Source organism: Cellulomonas olei (assembly GCF_039548315.1).
Lineage (GTDB): Bacteria > Actinomycetota > Actinomycetes > Actinomycetales > Cellulomonadaceae > Cellulomonas.
This window is the reverse complement of the sequence record NZ_JBCLVN010000015.1, coordinates 52204-68779: the sequence shown is the minus strand read 5'-3', so window position 1 is coordinate 68779 and position 16576 is coordinate 52204. Positions and strand designations below refer to the sequence as shown.

The 16576-nt window shown below is 75.3% G+C and carries 15 protein-coding genes; 6 read left to right on the top strand and 9 right to left on the bottom strand.

Annotated elements, in window-relative coordinates:
• Window position 1: 1 nt before the first annotated feature.
• Genes AAHH18_RS07150 through AAHH18_RS07125 form a run of 6 tightly spaced genes read right to left on the bottom strand, consistent with a single transcriptional unit; the run spans window position 2 to window position 6308 of the window.
• Window positions 2-1201: a type III PLP-dependent enzyme domain-containing protein gene (locus AAHH18_RS07150; RefSeq protein ID WP_343301127.1), complete on the bottom strand. Its 1200-nt coding sequence runs from the start codon at window positions 1199-1201 to the stop codon at window positions 2-4.
• Complete coding sequence (locus AAHH18_RS07145) at window positions 1198-2820, bottom strand: N-acyl-D-amino-acid deacylase family protein (protein ID WP_343301126.1); 1623 nt, start codon at window positions 2818-2820, stop codon at window positions 1198-1200. Before AAHH18_RS07145 ends, AAHH18_RS07150 begins: the two co-directional genes overlap by 4 nt.
• Window positions 2817-3608, bottom strand: a complete 792-nt coding sequence (locus AAHH18_RS07140) for an ABC transporter permease (protein ID WP_283319868.1) — start codon at window positions 3606-3608, stop codon at window positions 2817-2819. The genes AAHH18_RS07145 and AAHH18_RS07140 overlap by 4 nt, the downstream gene beginning before the upstream one ends.
• Entirely contained in the window at window positions 3605-4390 is a 786-nt protein-coding gene (locus AAHH18_RS07135; RefSeq protein WP_283319867.1) for an ABC transporter permease, read from the bottom strand. The genes AAHH18_RS07140 and AAHH18_RS07135 overlap by 4 nt, the downstream gene beginning before the upstream one ends.
• On the bottom strand, window positions 4387-5238 hold the full coding sequence (locus tag AAHH18_RS07130; RefSeq protein ID WP_343301125.1) for an ABC transporter ATP-binding protein: 852 nt from the start codon (window positions 5236-5238) through the stop codon (window positions 4387-4389). Before AAHH18_RS07130 ends, AAHH18_RS07135 begins: the two co-directional genes overlap by 4 nt.
• Window positions 5235-6308 (bottom strand): ABC transporter substrate-binding protein, encoded by a 1074-nt coding sequence (locus tag AAHH18_RS07125; protein ID WP_283319865.1) that lies wholly within the window; start codon window positions 6306-6308, stop codon window positions 5235-5237. The genes AAHH18_RS07130 and AAHH18_RS07125 overlap by 4 nt, the downstream gene beginning before the upstream one ends.
• Before the next feature lie 374 nt (window positions 6309-6682).
• Between AAHH18_RS07125 and add the strand changes: the two genes are divergently transcribed.
• From add to AAHH18_RS07110, 3 genes are all read left to right on the top strand, one after another.
• Window positions 6683-7747 carry an adenosine deaminase gene (gene add / locus AAHH18_RS07120; RefSeq protein ID WP_343301124.1) on the top strand — a complete coding sequence of 355 codons (1065 nt, stop codon included), beginning with the start codon at window positions 6683-6685 and terminating at the stop codon, window positions 7745-7747.
• Window positions 7748-7756: 9 nt separating this feature from the next.
• The gene (locus tag AAHH18_RS07115) at window positions 7757-8221 is read left to right on the top strand and encodes a PPC domain-containing DNA-binding protein (RefSeq protein WP_343301123.1); all 465 of its coding nucleotides are present in this window, start codon (window positions 7757-7759) and stop codon (window positions 8219-8221) included.
• 83 nt (window positions 8222-8304) lie between these two features.
• Window positions 8305-9498 carry a tetratricopeptide repeat protein gene (locus AAHH18_RS07110; RefSeq protein WP_343301122.1) on the top strand — a complete coding sequence of 398 codons (1194 nt, stop codon included), beginning with the start codon at window positions 8305-8307 and terminating at the stop codon, window positions 9496-9498.
• A 15-nt stretch (window positions 9499-9513) separates the two neighbouring features.
• Here AAHH18_RS07110 and AAHH18_RS07105 read toward each other — a convergent pair whose 3' ends face one another.
• Complete coding sequence (locus tag AAHH18_RS07105) at window positions 9514-11058, bottom strand: PucR family transcriptional regulator (RefSeq protein WP_343301121.1); 1545 nt, start codon at window positions 11056-11058, stop codon at window positions 9514-9516.
• A gap of 89 nt (window positions 11059-11147) precedes the next feature.
• Here AAHH18_RS07105 and AAHH18_RS07100 point away from each other — a divergent pair, with 89 nt between their 5' ends.
• Window positions 11148-12479, top strand: coding sequence for an NYN domain-containing protein (locus AAHH18_RS07100; protein ID WP_343301120.1), 1332 nt, complete (start codon window positions 11148-11150; stop codon window positions 12477-12479).
• A gap of 159 nt (window positions 12480-12638) precedes the next feature.
• Here the strand turns inward: AAHH18_RS07100 and AAHH18_RS07095 are convergent, their stop codons facing one another.
• Window positions 12639-13061, bottom strand: a complete 423-nt coding sequence (locus AAHH18_RS07095; protein WP_283319860.1) for a VOC family protein — start codon at window positions 13059-13061, stop codon at window positions 12639-12641.
• Window positions 13062-13208: 147 nt separating this feature from the next.
• Here AAHH18_RS07095 and AAHH18_RS07090 point away from each other — a divergent pair, with 147 nt between their 5' ends.
• Together AAHH18_RS07090 and AAHH18_RS07085 are read left to right on the top strand one after the other, a co-directional pair.
• On the top strand, window positions 13209-14213 hold the full coding sequence (locus AAHH18_RS07090; RefSeq protein WP_343301119.1) for a phosphodiester glycosidase family protein: 1005 nt from the start codon (window positions 13209-13211) through the stop codon (window positions 14211-14213).
• Window positions 14214-14216: 3 nt separating this feature from the next.
• Window positions 14217-15299 (top strand): glycosyltransferase family 2 protein, encoded by a 1083-nt coding sequence (locus AAHH18_RS07085; protein WP_343301118.1) that lies wholly within the window; start codon window positions 14217-14219, stop codon window positions 15297-15299.
• Window positions 15300-15317: 18 nt separating this feature from the next.
• Here AAHH18_RS07085 and AAHH18_RS07080 read toward each other — a convergent pair whose 3' ends face one another.
• Complete coding sequence (locus AAHH18_RS07080) at window positions 15318-16565, bottom strand: FAD-dependent oxidoreductase (RefSeq protein WP_343301117.1); 1248 nt, start codon at window positions 16563-16565, stop codon at window positions 15318-15320.
• Window positions 16566-16576 lie beyond the last annotated feature (11 nt).

Genomic DNA, 16576 nt, shown 5'->3' with positions numbered 1-16576 from the left:
GTCAGAGGGCGGGCGTGATCTCGCCGACCACGCGGCCGTCGAGGTCGACCAGCGGCAGGTGGCGCCAGCGGTCGAACGCGCCGCAGGGGTGGCTGATGCCGAGGCGCAGCACCGTGCCGGGCGCCAGGTCGGTGCCGGGCGGGACGCGCAGGAACGCGTGGTGGTCGTTGACGCCGGTGACCTCCCAGCCGGTCACGTCGCGGTCCTCGTCGCCGGGCACGCCGAGCACGCGCGGCAGCCGGTCGTCCGTCGGGGCCTCGCGGCGGCCGAAGCCGACGACCGCCAGGCCGGGCTCCGGCTGGGACAGCACGGAGGCGCGCAGCTCGAACGCCGGGACCAGCGTGCCGTCCCCGCGCCCGGAGCCGAGCGGGGACGTCCGCTCGTACACCCCGTGGTCGTGGGTCACGTAGCAGCCGGACCGCAGCACGGTCGTCACGGGGCTGTCCCAGCGGGCGGGGGCGAGCTCGCGCAGCACCAGGTCCGGGTACGACGACCCGCCGGCGGTGACGACCGGCACGCCCGCGACCAGGCCCTCCGCGGTGATCGCGCCGACCAGGGCCCGCACCCGGCCGAGCAGCTCGACCGCGCCGCGCGGGGCGCCCGGGTCGTCGCCCGCGGGCATGAGCCCCTCGAACGCGGACACCCCGGCGAGCCGGACGTGCGGGCTCGCCGCGACCCGCCGGGCCAGCGCGAGCGCGGCCGCGTCGTCCCGCATGCCCGTCCGGCCGCCGGGGAACCCGAGCTCCACGAGCAGCGGCAGCGCGCGGGCGGGCCGCAGCGACGCGAGCTCGGCGAGCAGCAGGTCCAGCCCCGCCTCGCTGTCGACGTAGCAGAGGTACTCCGTCGCGGCGTCGGCGGTCAGCAGCTCGGAGGCGACCCACCGGATCGCACCGGCGTCGACCAGCACGTTGGCGTGCAGCACGCGCCGCACGCCCCAGGCCGTCAGCGTCCGGACCTGCGCGGGGGTCGCCGCGGTGAACCCCCACGCACCCGCCTCGGTCTGGCGCCGCACGAGGTCGCGCGACATGTGCGTCTTGGCGTGCGGGGCCAGCGCGACGCCGGCGGCCCGGCACCAGTCGGCCATGACGCGGATGTTCCGGTCGATGGCCGCGTCGTGCAGCACCATCGCGGGCAGCTCGAGGTCCGCGACGGTGAGGTCCCCGCGGCCCCCGGGCCCGACCTCCACGCGGCGCCCCGTCACGCCGCCACGCCCTGGCGCGCCGGCCGCTCGGGCCGCCCCGCGCGCAGCACGCGCCCCGCGCGCACGCCGGTGAACTCCCCGTCCTCGACGACGACGCGGCCCGCGAGCACGGTGTACCGCACCCCCGTCGGCCGCTCCCACGGCCGCTGCGGGGTCCCGGCGTGCCCGACGGTGGCCGGGTCGACCACCGCGACGTCCGCGACGAACCCCGGCAGCAGGCGCCCCCGCCCGGGCAGCCCGAGCGCGTCGACGGCGAGCGAGGTCATGGAGCGGATCGCCTCCGGGAGGTCGAGGACGCCGAGGTCGCGGACGTACCGCCCGAGCACCGTCGGGAAGCACCCCCACCCGCGCTGGTGCGCGTTGCCCACCGGCACGGAGTTGTCCGAGCCGATCGCCACCAGCGGGTCCGCGAGGATCTCCCGGACGTCCGCCTCGGCCATCAGCTCGTAGACCATCATGGCCCCCGGGTCCGCCAGCACCAGGTCGCACAGGGCGTCCCACGGGTCGAGCCCGCGCCCGGCGGCGACGTCGGCGACGCTGCGGCCGAGCAGGGCGGTCTCCGCGTGCATGCTCAGCAGCACGCCGCCCGGCGTCGTCTGGGTCCACGACCCCGCGCCCGGTCCACCCGCGAGCGCCCGGTCCCGGAGCGCCGCACGGGTCGCCGGGTCGGACAGCCGGGCCACGAGCGCCCCGCGCCCGCCGACCTGCGCCTCGGCGGGCAGCAGGGCGGTGAGGAAGCTCTCCCCCGTCGTGTACGGGTAGGCGTCGCCGTGCACGTCGACGCCCTCGGCGCGCGCGGCCCGCAGGGCGGCCAGCAGCTCGCCCGCGCGCCCGTGGTTGCGGCGCCCGGCGGCCTTGCAGTGCGACACCTGCACCCGCACGCCGGTGCGCCGGGCCACGTCGAACGTCTCGGCCAGGGAGTCCGCGAGGCCGTCGCCCTCGTCCCGCATGTGGGTGGCGTACGGGCGGCCCCAGCGGGCGGCGACGGCGGCGAGCGCGGCGACCTCGTCGGTGTCGGCGTACACGCCGGGCGCGTAGATGAGACCGCTCGACAGCCCGAACGCCCCGTCCACGAACGCGTCCTCGGCGAGCGCGACCATCCGGTCCAGCGCGCCCGGTGCCAGCCGCTCGGCCATGCCGTTCGCGCTGATCCGCAGCGTGCTGTGCCCGACCAGCGACGCGACGTGGTTGGTGGGGCCGTACCGCTCCACGGCGTCCAGGTACTCCGCGAACGTGCGGGGCTGGTTCCAGTGCCCGTCGACGCCGGCGGCCACGGTGCTGGAGATCGGCCGGTGCAGCTCGACCGCCCGCTCGTCCACCAGCGGGGCGGCGGAGTTGCCGCAGTTGCCGACCACCTCGGTGGTGACGCCCTGCAGCACCTTGAACGGCTGCGGCTCGGCCATGAACGGCACGACGTCGGAGTGCGTGTGCGCGTCCACGAACCCCGGCGCGACCACGAGCCCGCGCACGTCGAGCACCCGCGCGCCGGCCGGTGCGCCCAGACCCGGCCCGACGGCCGCGACCCGGTCCCCGGCCAGCGCCACGTCCGCGACGACCGGCTCCGCGCCGGTGCCGTCCACGACGGTCCCCCCGCGCAGCACCAGCGTCACGTCGGTCACGTGAGCTGCCCCATCCGCTCGGTGACCACGGCGTCCACGACGCTCAGCACCGCGTACGCGAGCATCGTCACCGCGGCCACCGTGATCGCCGACGCCCACATCGCGTCGTACCCGAACGAGCCGGCCGCCTTCGAGATCGCGCCGCCGAGGCCCTCGCCGGTGGACAGCCACTCGGCGATCATCGCGCCGGTCACGGCCGACGGCACCGCGATCCGGGCGGAGGCCAGCGTCGACGGCACGGCCGCGGGCAGGGCGACCTTGCGCAGCACCGTCCAGGACGAGCCGCCGTACGCGAGCACCAGGTCCCGGTGCTCGCCGGAGACGCTGCGCAGGCCGTACAGGATGTTCGCGAGCGCCGGCAGGAACACCACGAGGATGACGATGGCCGTCACGCCCGCCTGCCCGATGCCGAAGATCAGCGTGATGAGCGGCGTCAGCACCACCAGCGGGATCGAGCGCAGCACCATGGCGGTCGGCATGACGATCCGCTCGAGCACCGGCGACACGCAGAACACGACGGCCAGCAGGAACGCCGCGGCGAGGCCGACCACGTAGCCGATGCCGGCGTCCCGCACCGTGACGGCGAGGTCCGCGGCGATGGTCGCGCGGTGGTCCGCGGCGCCCTCGGCCGTGACGACGTAGGCGAACACGTCCCACGGCCGCTTGCCGATGAGCGGGCTCACGTCGAACGCCGCGAGCACGGCCACCCACACGCCGAGCGCGACGACGACGGCCGCCGCGAGCGTGGCGGCCCGGCGGGCGACGAACCGCCCCGTGCCGCCGGTCACGACCGACGCTCCGACGCCCACGGGGTCAGGACCCGCCCGACCAGCCCGACCAGCGCGTACCCGCCGAGCGCGATCAGCCCGGCCAGGATGCTCAGCGCCCACACGCGGTCCGGCTGGATCTGGCGCTGCGCCGCGTTGAGCGCCACGCCGATGCCGGAGTCGATGCCGCCGAGGTACTCCCCGACGACGGCGCCGAGCAGCGCTGCCGGGACCGCCACCTGCAGGGCGGTGACGATCGCCGGCAGCGCCGACATGAGCTGGACCGTGCGGATCTGCGTCCACCGGCCGCCGCCGTACGCGGCGACGAGGTCCAGCGAGCTGCGGCTCGCCGAGCGCATCCCGAGGATCGCGCCGACGAGGGTCGTGAAGAACACCAGCAGCGCGCCCAGGAAGATCGCGGAGGCGCGGCCGCCGAAGATCACCATGACGATCGGACCGATCGCCGTCACGGGCAGGCACGCCGAGATGACGCCGAGCTGGGTGATGACGTCCTCCAGGCGCGGCACCACCAGCACGACGGCGGCCAGCGCCAGGCCCGCGAGGTTGCCCCACAGGTAGCCCTGCGCGGCGCGGGTCAGCGTCGGGACCACGTTCGCCTCGTAGAACGGCCAGCCGTCCGCGACCGCCGAGCGGGCCACGTCCACCGGCGACGGGAACGAGGTGCTGTTCTCCAGGTTCGCGGTCATCGCCCACCACAGGGCCAGCAGCAGGACGATGCCCACGGTGCCGCCGACCCACGGGCGGGCCAGCGCGCCGCGGAACCGCGCGGCGACGTCGCTCACTCCTCGCCCTTCGCGCCGGCGCCGCCGGGCGCGAACAGCAGGCCGGACAGGTGGTCGACCACCTCGTGGAACTCGGGCGTGCGCATCATCTCCGGCGTGCGGGGGCGCTCGAACGGGATCTCGACGACCTCGACGATGCGGCCCGGGCGGGCGGACATGACGGCCACGACGTCGGACAGCAGCGCCGCCTCCGCGATACCGTGCGTGACCATCAGCGTCGTCGCGGAGCGCTCGGTCCAGATGCGCTGCAGCTCGAAGTTCAGGCGCTGCCGGGTCATGTCGTCCAGCGCGCCGAACGGCTCGTCCAGCAGCAGGAAGTCCGGGCGGACCGCGAGCGCCCGGGCGATGGACGCGCGCTGCCGCATGCCGCCGGACAGGTGCGCGGGCCGGGCCTTCTCGAAGCCCCGCAGGCCCACCAGGTCGATCAGCTCGTCGACGATGCCGTCGTCGCGGCGCTTCTGGATCTCCAGCGGCAGCCGGATGTTCTTCTGCACCGACCGCCACGGCAGCAGCGCCGGGTCCTGGAACGCGATGCCCATGCCGTCCGCCCGCCTGCCGGGCGCGACGGGGGTGCCGTTGACCGCGACGGTGCCGGCGGTCGGCGTCTCCAGGCCCGCGAGGATCCGCAGGATCGTCGACTTGCCGCAGCCGGACGGGCCGAGCAGCGACAGGAACGACCCACGGGGCGTCGACAGGCTCACGTCCTCCAGGGCCGTCACCGTGCGCCGGCCGGAGCGGAACTCCTTGCCCAGACCGGTGATCTCGATGCCGGGCGCGGACGTGGGCGCACCCGCCCCCGGGGCCGAGGGGGCTGCGGGGACGGGTGCGGACAGGGGGGAGGACGTCACGAGAGCAGGTCCGGGTTCTCGGCGTACACCTCGTCGAGCAGCGACAGGTCGAACAGCTCGTCGGCGGCGATGTCGATGCCCGCGTAGGCGAGCGACGCGATGGTGCCCTCCTGCAGCTCGTCGGTGATCGTCAGCAGGCCGTTCGCCGCGGTGTCGTCCGACTCGATGAGGGTCGCCTGCCGCTCGAACGACAGGGTGATCGCGTCGGCGTCGTACTGCTGGTCCTTGCCGTACTCGTTGACCGTGAGGTCGACGGCGCGCTCCGGGTCGTCCAGCGCCGCGCGCCAGCCCTCGGCGGTGGCGAGCAGGAACGCCTTGACCTGCTCCGGCTGCTCGTCGATCGCCTGCTGCGAGGTCACCAGCACCTCGCCGACCATCGGCAGCCCCTCGTCGGCGAGCAGGAACTCGGTGGCCGGGAAGCCGGCGGCCTCCAGGGCGGCGGCACCGGTCGTGGTGTAGCCGATGAACCCGTCGACCTGGCCGGTGGTGAGCATCGAGGTGTCCGACAGCGGCACCGTCGTCACGTCGGCCGGGTCGATGTCGTTCGCCGCGAGGAACGCGTTCCACACCAGGGTGTTGGAGTCGGAGACGGCGACGGTCTTGCCCGCGAGGTCGTCCGGCCCGGCGATCGGCGCGTCCGCGCCCGAGACGAGCGCGAACGGGTTGCGCTGGTAGGTCGCGCCGACGATCTTGAGCTCCGCACCGCCCTGGATCGCGGGGGCGGTGATGAGCGGGGAGGACAGGCCGACGAACGCCTGGCCGGTCGCGACCGCGGCCTCCGCGCTGGTGGCCGACGAGCCGCCCGCCGTCAGGGTGACCTCCGGGAAGCCGGCGTCGGTGTACAGGCCGTCCTCGACCGCGAGGTACTCGCCCGCGAACTGCTGGTTCTTCAGCCACGAGAGCTGCACGCTGACCGCGTCGAACGACTCGCCCGCGTCGTCGCCGGAGCCGGCCGCGGCGTCGTCGCCGCCACCCGAGCAGGCGGACAGCAGCAGGCCGGCGACGGCCACGGCAGCGGCGAGGCCGGCGGTGCGGCGCCGGGGGCGCGGGGTCGTGATGGTGCGGGTCACGTCAACCTCGATCACGTCGTGCGGCCACCCGGACACATCGGGTGGCCGCGGTGCCAGGGGGAGGGGTGTCGCGGGGCGGACCCGGCGACGTCCTCCATCAGACAGGCCGGGCCCGCCCGGTCGCCATGTGGGATCCTCCGAACCTGGCGCCCCCGGACGGTGCGGTCCGTTGTGCGACACACCGAGCGCGTCACACGCGCGTCACACGGGAGGACCCGCGCGGGGTCGGTCCGGCGGATCGCCCAGCGCGCGCCCCGGCCGCCCCGCCGCGTCGTTGGTGGATCGCACGAAGCAGCAGCCCACGGCCCTGTGGTTGGCTTCCGGACGAGCGTGGGGCGGACCGCGCGCACCACGACCAGGAGCGGGAGGCGAACGTGTGGCCGACGGCTGAGCTCCACGTGCACATCGAGGGCACGCTCGACGCCAACCTCATCCGGGTGCTCGCCGCGCGTCACGGCCTGCCCGTCCCCGCCGGCGCCGGCCGGGGCGCCCCGTTCCACGACCTCCAGGAGTTCCTGGACGTCTACTACGCCAACCTCGACGTGCTCCGCACCCGCGAGGACTTCCGCGACCTCGGCGCGCGCTACCTGGACCGCGCCGCCGCCGCGGGGGTGCGGCACGCGGAGGTGTTCGTCGACCCGCAGTCCCACACCGAGCGCGGCGTGCCGGTCGCCGACGTGCTGCTCGGCCTCGCGGACGCCCTGGCCGGCGCGCGGGAGCGGCACGGCATGTCCGGCGGGCTGATCGTCTGCTTCCTGCGGCACCTCGGGCCGGACGCCGCGATGGCGACGCTCGAGGCCGTGCTCCCCCACCGGTCGCTGCTGCTCGGGGTCGGGCTGGACTCCAGCGAGGTCGGGTTCCCGCCGTCGCTGTTCCGTGACGTCTACGAGCGCGCCGCCGCCGAGGGCCTGCACCGCGTCGCGCACGCCGGCGAGGAGGGCGGGCCGGACTACGTCTGGGAGGCCCTGGACGTGCTGGGCGCCGAGCGGATCGACCACGGCAACCGCGCGCTGGAGGACGTCGAGCTGGTCGCGCACCTGCGCGAGACCCGCACCCCCCTGACCGTGTGCCCGCTGTCCAACGTCGCGCTGCGCACCGCCGGCCCGGACCTCGCCGACCACCCGATCGCCGTGATGCTCGACGAGGGCCTGCGCGCGTCGGTGCACTCGGACGACCCGGCGTACTTCGGCGGCTACCTGGACGACAACGTCCGGGCGCTGGTCGCGGCCGGCGCGGTCACCGAGGACCAGGTCGGCGTGCTCGCCGCGAACGCCGTGGTGTCGTCGTTCCTGCCCGAGGCCGGCAAGGCGGCGCTGCTCGCGGAGATCCGCGCCCACGCGCTCGCCGTGGGCGCCGCCGTGCCCGCGCTCGCCGCCGGCACCGACGACGCGGCCGGCTCCGACGACGCCGCGGCCTCCGACGACGCCGCGGCCGGCTGAGGCGGGCGCGTGCAGAGCAGCGAGGTCACCACCGGGCGCCGGGTCGCGGTCGTGCTGGAGCCGGGCGACGAGGTGCTGTCGTCCCTGGCCGAGGCGTGCCGCGCGCACGGCATCCGGCAGGGGTTCGTGCCCGTGTTCTCCGGGGCCTTCCGGTCGGTGCGGTTCATCGCCGCGGACACCCCCGTCGCCGACCAGGAGCCGCCGCTGCCCCAGGAGGTCACCGTGACCTACTCCGAGGGCATCGGCAGCGGGACGATCCTGTGGGACGCCGAGGCGCAGGCCGCCACGCCGCACGTGCACCTGGCGGTGGGCGTGAAGAACGCCGCCGCCGCGGGGTTCGCCGGGCACCTGCTCGGGGCCGAGGCGCACTACACGGTCGAGGTGCTGGTGGAGGAGGTCGTCTCCCCCGCGCTGCTGCGCGTCCCGGACCCGCGCGCCTGGGGCATCCCGACGATGCGGTTCGGCGCGGCCTGATCGTGGGCCGACGCCGGGCGGCCGGGACGATGCGGCACTCCGATCCCGTTCCGTGCGGGCCGGGCAACCGGTAGCGTCCTTCCATGGGGGACATCACGCTGCCCGTGATCTCGGGGCTCGTCGGCATCCTGCTCGGTGTGGCGACCTTCGTCGCCGCGCAGTCCCGGACCCGGCGCGAGACGTTGGACAAGCGGGTCCAGCGCGAGGTCGAGGCACAGCTCGGCCGGAAGTACCTCGACTTCCTCACCGCAGGTCAGGACGTGAACGCCGCACTCCGCGAGGCAAGTGAGGGCGTGCAGGCCGAGGCCGCGCGCATCATGACAGAGGCACGAGCCCACCTCGACCAGCTGCAGTCGGCCAACGAGATCCGTGACGCACTTGAGTCGAGCCTGGAACGTGCGCAGTCGATCCTGCCGAGCCTCGGCGCCATCAACTCCGCCACGCCATCCTCGCTCGTTGCGATGCTGCGGCACAACAGCTCCCCCGTGGAGGTCGTCGCCCTCGTCGAGAAGATCCGGGACATGAACGGCGCTCGATCCTCCCATCTCGAGCTGGCAGGGGATGCCGCTCGCACGGTCCTCGGGGACTACGCCCTCGCGCGGGACCTCTACACACTGGCCGTCCAACGCGACCCGCAGAACCACAGCGCGTCGTCGGAGCTGCACGGCCTCGACCTCGAGTCCAGCGACCCCGACGTGCGCGAGGCGGCGCAGTCGCGGCTGCTCGAGGTCGGCCGACACGCCCGCGCAGGGGCTAACGCCTTGAAGGTCCTCTTCAACTACTACATCGCCTCGGGGCAGTTCGAGCGCATGGCGCGTGACTGCGAGTCGCTAATCGCCACCGACCCGCGGCGCGCCACGCTGTACAGGAACCTCGCCATCGCCCGGTCCGAGTCCGGCGAGCCGGAGGAGGTCGTCATCGAGTCGTTCGAGAAGGCCCTTGAGCTGGCCGACGCGACCGACAACATCACCGACTACATCAACACGGCGAAGACGTACGCTCCCTGGCTGTGCCGCAAGGGCCGGTTCGACAGGGCCGGGCAGGTGCTCGAGCGGGCGGTGCTGCTCGCCCCCGACACCGCCGAGGTCTACTCCGCCCTGACGACGTTCGGGATCTTCTCAGAGAACCTCGACCTCGCCGCCCGCGCCGCCACCCTCGCGCGGGCCAACGCCGAGCCGTCCGCCCAGGAGCTGATGGACTCTCGGGCCCTCGCCGTCCGCAGCCTCACGTTCCTGAAGGGCCAGGGCGCCGACGAGCCTGAGCCACTGAACCGCTGAACGTCCCCGGACCCGCTACTCCGTCTCGTCCAGGCAGGCCATCGCGAGGAACAGGTCCACGCGGTCGGCCATCGTGCCCATGTCGCGGTTGGTCAGCTCCTCGATGCGGGCGATCCGGTAGCGCAGCGTGTTGGTGTGCAGGTGCAGCTGGCGCGCGGTCTCCTGCCAGGCCCCGCCGCCGTCGAGGAACGCCCGCAGCGTGCCGACGAGGTCCGCGTTGTGCCGCTCGTCGTACGACACCAGCGGTGCCAGCACCTCCCGGGCGTACCCGGCGCGCGTGCTCTCCCCGAGCATCCGCAGCAGGGCGCGGTGCGACTGGACGTGCAGCGAGGTCGACACGACGACGGGGCCGGTGCCGGACGCGTTCTGCACCCGCTCGACCGCCGTGGCGATGGCCGAGTTCAGGCGGCTCACGCCGCTGACCGGGTCGCTCAGCCCCACGCGGAGCTGCCGCCCGGCGAGCAGCAGGTGGTACTCCTCGGTCAGGTGCTCCGCGAGCGGCCGCTCGTCGTCGCCCGCGCCGTTCACCAGCAGGATCGCGAGGTCGTCCGTGCGGCAGCCCATGACGCGGTGCCCGCGGGCGGACAGGGTGCGCTGGAGCATCTCCAGCGTCGCCGCGCGCGGGAAGCGCGGGTCGTCCACCCGGGCGGCGACGATCGTCGTCTCGTCCTGCGGGGCCATGCCCTCCAGGCGCATCCGCGCGGAGATGGCGCCCGGGGACGCCTCCTGGTCGCGGATGGACGTGATGAGCGCGGCGACCTGCGCGTCGCGGGTCTCCCGCCAGCGGGCGGCGAGCTCCATCTCGACCCGCAGCGCGCCCACCAGGGCGTCGACGGCCAGCGTGACCTCGTCGGAGAACGCGCGGTGGTCCCCCCAGACGCCCAGGAACCCCGACCGGTCGCGCGCGCCGGTGCGCACCACCGTCGCCGGGCCGCCGGGACCCGGGACGATCACCCGCCGCTCGTGCTCCCGGGCGATCACCGCGTTCCACTGCTCCGCCACCTGCGCGCGGTCCGGCGCCGCCCCCGCCGAGGCGAGCAGCGCCCCGGTCTCGTCGATGACCCAGCACCCCACGGAGAACTCGGCGGTGAGCTGACCGAGCAGCTCCGCGACGCCGCCGCCGCGCGCCACGGCGTCGGCGATCCGCCGGCTGAACCGCATCGTCCGGCTCGCCAGCCCCGCCGGGGAGCCCGGCTGCTGCGCGGCGACGGCGTCGGCGATCCGCCGGAACGACACCCCGGGCGACACGGTGAGCAGCGTCAGGCCCCGCTCCCGGCACGTCGCGATCACCTCGTCCGGGATCACGCCGATCTCGATCAGCCCCAGCACCACCGCCGCCACGCCCTGCTGCGCGAGCGCACCGAGGAACGTCGCCGCGCCACCCGGCCGGTCCAGCCACAGGCCGGAGGTGAGCACGACATCACCGGTCGACAGGAACCGCGACGGGTCCGGCAGGTCCGTGATGTACGCGGACTGCACGGGCCGGTCGAGCGCGTCGGGCTCGGCGGCGACGACGCTCAGCCCCAGCTCCGGGTCGGCCAGGAGGTCACGGACGTCCACTGCTCACCACCCGGTCCCCGCTCGGCACCGGGACAGTCTACGGAGGCCCCCGTGCGCGGGACCGGCACCGTCCACGGCAGGATGGTCCCGTGACCACCCACGCCCCGCTCGACCGCCCGGACCTGCCGCGCCGCCTGCGCACCGCCATGTTCGTCGACTTCGACAACGTGTACATCGGCCTGCGCCGGCTCGACCCCGACGCCGCCGAGGCGTTCGCGACCGACCCGGGCCACTGGCTGGCCGAGCTGGAGCACGGGTCCGACGCGGACGGCGACTTCACCCGGCGGTTCCTCGTGCGCGCCTGCTACCTGAACCCGTCGGTGTTCTCCCGGTTCCGGCCGAACTTCACGCGGGCCGGGTTCCAGGTGGTCGACTGCCCGTCGCTCACCCAGCAGGGCAAGAGCAGCGCCGACATCAACCTGGTGCTCGACGCCGTCGACGCGCTCGACGGGGCGACCCGGTACGACGAGTTCGTCATCGTGTCCGCCGACGCCGACTTCACGCCGCTCGTGCAGCGCTGCCGGGCGGCCGACCGCCGGGTCACGATCATCACCGCGAGCCCCGCGGCCAGCGCCTACCGCGCCGTGGCGGACACCGTCATCACCGCGGACGACCTCGCGGAGCTCGTGACGGGCGGGGACGCCGTCGAGGCGGTCGAGCCGGAGCCCGTGCCGGTGCCCGAGGTGGTGGCCGGGACCGCTCCGGCCGCCGCGTCCGGTGCCCGCGACGGGGCCGCTCCCGCCACCCCCGTGGCGGCCGGCACCGGCTCGCTCGCCGCGCGCCGCGCGGTCCTGCAGCGCGTGCGCTCGGCCGACCGCCCGGTCCCCACGGGCGCCGTCGCGCAGGCCGCCCAGCAGGCGGACCCGACGCTGCCCGCGACGCGCTGGGCGGGCGCGGGCGGGTTCCTGCCGTGGCTCGCGCAGGTCGTGCCCGAGCTCGGCGTCGCCGCGCGGCCGTCCCCCGGCTACGTGTGGGACCCCAAGCGGTTCGGCGAGGCCGACCTGCCCGGCGCCGCCTCCACCGCCCCGGGCACCGACCCGACCGCCCTGCAGCGGCAGGTCATCGCCGTCACCGACACCCCCGGCCTCAGCAAGGAGAACTACCGCGTCCTGCTGACGACGCTCGCCGACGACGTCCGCGCGCACCCGTTCGAGCGTGCCACGACGGCCCGCCGGGTGCGCGACGCGTGCCAGGAGGCCGGCGCGGCGGTCGGCCGGTCGACCGTGAACTTCGTCATCTCGGGCGTCCTGTACGCCGGGCTCGAGCTGACCTCCGACGTCACCGCCGAGGACATCGCGGAGGCGTGGGCGGACAACGTCATCGGGCTGTGCCGCGGGGCGCGGATGGAGCTGACGGAGGCCGACGAGCAGGCCATCGACGACTGGGTCGGCGGCGGCCTCCTGGACGACCCGGAGGACTGACCCGCCGCCAGGCGCACGGCTCGGGGCCCCGCGCGCCCGTCCTCGTCGTCGAGAGGCCACGAACCGGGGGTCCGGGTCACCGAGGGTCCCCGGTTCGTGGCCTCTCGACGCGCGCGCGGGCCGGCGCGCGGGTGGCGCGGAGGGCGGCGTCGGTCGGCGTCAGGCGGCGTCGCCCGAGATGTTGACCAGCCACGTGACGCCGTACCGGTCGGTCGCCATGCCGAACGCGTCGCCCCAGGGCGCCACCGTCAGCGGCTCGATCACCCGTCCGCCCTCGGACAGCTTCTCCCAGTAGCCGCGCAGCTCCGCGTCGGCGTCCGCCCCGCCGCTGAGCGACACCGAGAAGTTGTCGCCCGGCGTGTACGCCATGGCGTTCGGGGTGTCCGACGCCATGAGCACGAGGCCGCCGGGGGTCTCCAGCTGGCTGTGCATGACCTTGTCCTGCTCGGCGGGGTCCTCGCTCGCGTGGAAGTCTGCGAACGTGCTGATGGTGAGCTCGCCGCCGAACACGGACCGGTAGAACTCCATCGCCTCGCGGGCGGTGTCGCGGAAGCCGAGATAGGGGTTGAGGCGGACGGGCATGGGGCTCTCCTCGGCGTCGACGACCGCTCGGATGTGACGGCGATCACACTGCCGCCGGTCGTCCCGTCCGTCAAGGACCGCCCGCCCCACACGGGCCGCACAGCCGGCGCACCGAGCGGGCACGGAGCGGCTCCGTAGACCTGGCGCATGACCGCAGACCTCGATCCCCGGACCCGCCCCCGCCGTCGTCCCCGCCGCCGGCTGCGCCGCGCCCTGGTCGCCGCCGCGCTGACGCTCGCGCTCACCCTCGGCGGCACGACCGCCTGGGCGCTGAACCGGTACGTGATCGCGCACGTCGAGATCGCCGACGTCGACGCGTACGAGGCGGCGCAGGCCGGCACGGCGGCCGGCGCCTCCGACGACGCCGACGACGCCACGCAGGACGCCGCCGACGACGCGACCGTCACCGCGACGACCTACGAGTCCGACGACGCGAGCATCAGCATCTCCACGGTGGTCACCGGCAGCGGCGACGACCAGGTCACGTCCTACGTCGCCGACGTCACGCTCTCCGACGCCACCGTGCTGCGCTCGGCGTTCGCCGACAACCAGTTCGGCACCAACATCACCGAGACCACCTCGGAGATCGCCGAGGACAACGACGCGGTGTTCGCCGTCAACGGCGACTACTACGGCTTCCGCGACACGGGCATCGTCATCCGCAACGGCGTCGTGTACCGCGACGAGGGCGCCCGCGAGGGACTCGCGTTCTACGCGGACGGCCACGTGGAGGTGTACGACGAGACGGCGACGACGGCGGACGAGCTGCTCGCGGCGGGCGTGTGGAACACCCTGTCCTTCGGCCCGGCGCTCGTCGAGGACGGCGAGGTCGTCGACGGCATCGAGGACGTCGAGGTCGACACCAACCTCGGCAACCACTCCATCCAGGGCGACCAGCCCCGCACGGCCGTCGGGGTGGTCGACGACAACCACCTCGTCTTCGTCGTCGTGGACGGCCGTTCCCCCGGGTACTCCGCGGGTGTCGACATGACCGAGCTCGCCGGGATCATGCAGTCCCTCGGCGCCGAGACCGCCTACAACCTGGACGGCGGCGGCTCGTCGACCATGTACTTCGACGGGTCCCTGGTGAACGACCCCCTCGGCCGCGGGACCGAGCGCGGCACCTCCGACATCCTGTACGTCGAGGGCTGAGCCGTGCTGGTGCTCATCCCGTCCTACCAGCCCGACGAGCGCCTGGTCCGGCTGGTCGCCGACCTGCGGGGCGCCGCCCCCGACGTGCACGTGCTGGTCGTCGACGACGGCAGCGGCCCCGCGGACCGGGCCCTGTTCGACGCCGTGGACGCCCTCGGTGCCACGGTGCTGACGCACCCGGAGAACCGCGGCAAGGGGTGCGCGCTGAAGACCGGCTTCGCCCACGCCGAGCGCCACCACCCCGGGCAGGACGTCGTGTGCGCCGACAGCGACGGTCAGCACTCGGTGGCCGACGTGCTCCGGGTAGCGGCAGCGCTCGCCGCGCAGCCTGCCGGGCGACGCGCCTGCGTGCTCGGCGCCCGGGCGTTCAGCGGTCCGGTCCCCGCGCGGTCGGCGCTCGGCAACCGCGTGACCGCGTGGCTGTTCCTCCTGACGACGGGTGTGCGGCTCCGCGACACGCAGACCGGGCTGCGCGGCTACCCCTCGGACCTGCTGCCGTGGCTGCGCACCGTGCGCGGCGAGCGGTTCGAGTACGAGCTGAACGTGCTGCTGCGGACCGCGGCGGACGGGCTGCCGGTCGAGGAGGTCGAGATCGCGACCATCTACCTCGAGCGGAACGCGTCGTCGCACTTCCGCCCGCTGGCCGACTCCGTGCGGGTGCTGGCGCCGCTGCTGCTGTTCTCGGCGTCGTCGCTCGCGGCGTTCGCGGTCGACACGCTCGCCCTGCTGGCGCTGCACGCGGCCACCGGCTCGCTCGCGGTGTCCGTGCTCGGTGCGCGGGTGCTCAGCGCGTGGACGAACTTCGAGGTGAACCGCAGGCTCGTCTTCCGGCGCGGGGGGCACCTCCCGCCCCGACGCGCCGCGGTGCGGTACGCGGTGCTCGCCGGGGCGCTGCTCGGGGCCGGCTACCTGATGCTGGCGCTGCTCACCGCGCTCGGCCTCGGGCTGCTCCCGGCGAAGGTGCTGACCGACGCCCTGCTGTACCTGCTGAGCTTCCAGCTCCAGCGCCGGGTGGTCTTCACCCCGACGCCGGGACGGGCCACGAGGCGCGAGCCCGCGCGGCGCGCCGGTGCCCGGTCGGGCTGAGCCGCCGCGGGTGCGCGCTCACGCCCCGAGCAGCCTCCGGGCGACCGCCCGCGCGGCCCGGCGGCCCGAGACCAGCGCGCCCTGCTGCGACGGGGTGTCCCGGTGGTCGCCGCACACGTACCGCCCGTCCCCCAGGTCGACGGGCCGGCGCACCCGCAGCGGCGGCGGCACCGCCGGGAGCGCCGCGGCGACCTCGTGCGTCGCGAGCTCGCGCCAGCCCCGCGGGTCGGCCCCGAGCATCTCGCCGGCCTGCCGGCGCACCGCGGCGGGGTCGGGCCGGGCGGCGGGGTCCCGGGGACCGGGCGCCAGCACGCACGTCGCCTGCACGAGCTGCGCGCCCGCCGGCGCGGAGCCCGGCGCGACGGCCGACACCAGCGCGGCGTTCACCACGGGCCCGCGCCGACGCCCGTCGACGACCACCGCGTCGACGCGCGGGACCCCCTCGGCCTCCCACCACGTGGTGACCAACCCCCGCACGGGTGGCGCCTCGACCCCGGTGAGGGCCGCGGCGCCGGCCGCGTCGGTGGCGACGACCACGGCGCGCGCCGCGATGCCGCCGCCGTCCGCCCGCACGGCGTGACCGCCGGGCACGGGCTCGACCGCGTCGACGCGCACCCCGGTCGTCACGTGCGGCAGCGGCGCCGCGAGCAGGGCGGGCAGGGCGCCGGCCCCGCCCGTGGGGATGCCGGGCGTGCCGCGGAGCATCGAGCGCACGACCAGCCGCACGAAGGCTGCGGACGTCGAGCCGGACTCGTCGGCCAGCACGCCCGCGAGGAACGGCTCGAGCACCTCGTGGCGCAGCCGCCCGTCGACGCCGGCCGCGCGGAACGACTCCGCCAGCGTGGCGTCCGGCCCCTGCTCGAGCGCGCGCACCGGACCGAGCGCGGGGGCGGCCCAGCGCGCGAGCGCCGCCAGCTCGCCGACGCGCAGGTACCCGCTGCCCAGCGTCGCCGGCAGCGCGCCGGGCGCCCGCCGGGGGTCGGCGAGCAGCGCCAGGCCGTCCGCGCGGCGGACCGCGACGCCCGCGAGGAACGGCTGCACCCGCAGCGCGGCGACGTCGACCTCCCGGCGCAGGGCCGGGTAGGCGGGGTTGACCACCTGGAACCCGCGGTCGAGCGTGAACCCGTCGACCCGGTCGCTGCGCATCCGGCCGCCGACCACCGGCGCCGCCTCCAGCACCCGGACGTCGAGCCCGCGGGCGTGCAGCACCCGCGCGCAGGTCAGGCCCGCCAGGCCGGCTCCCACCACCACGACGTCGCAGTCCATGCGGGGAGCCT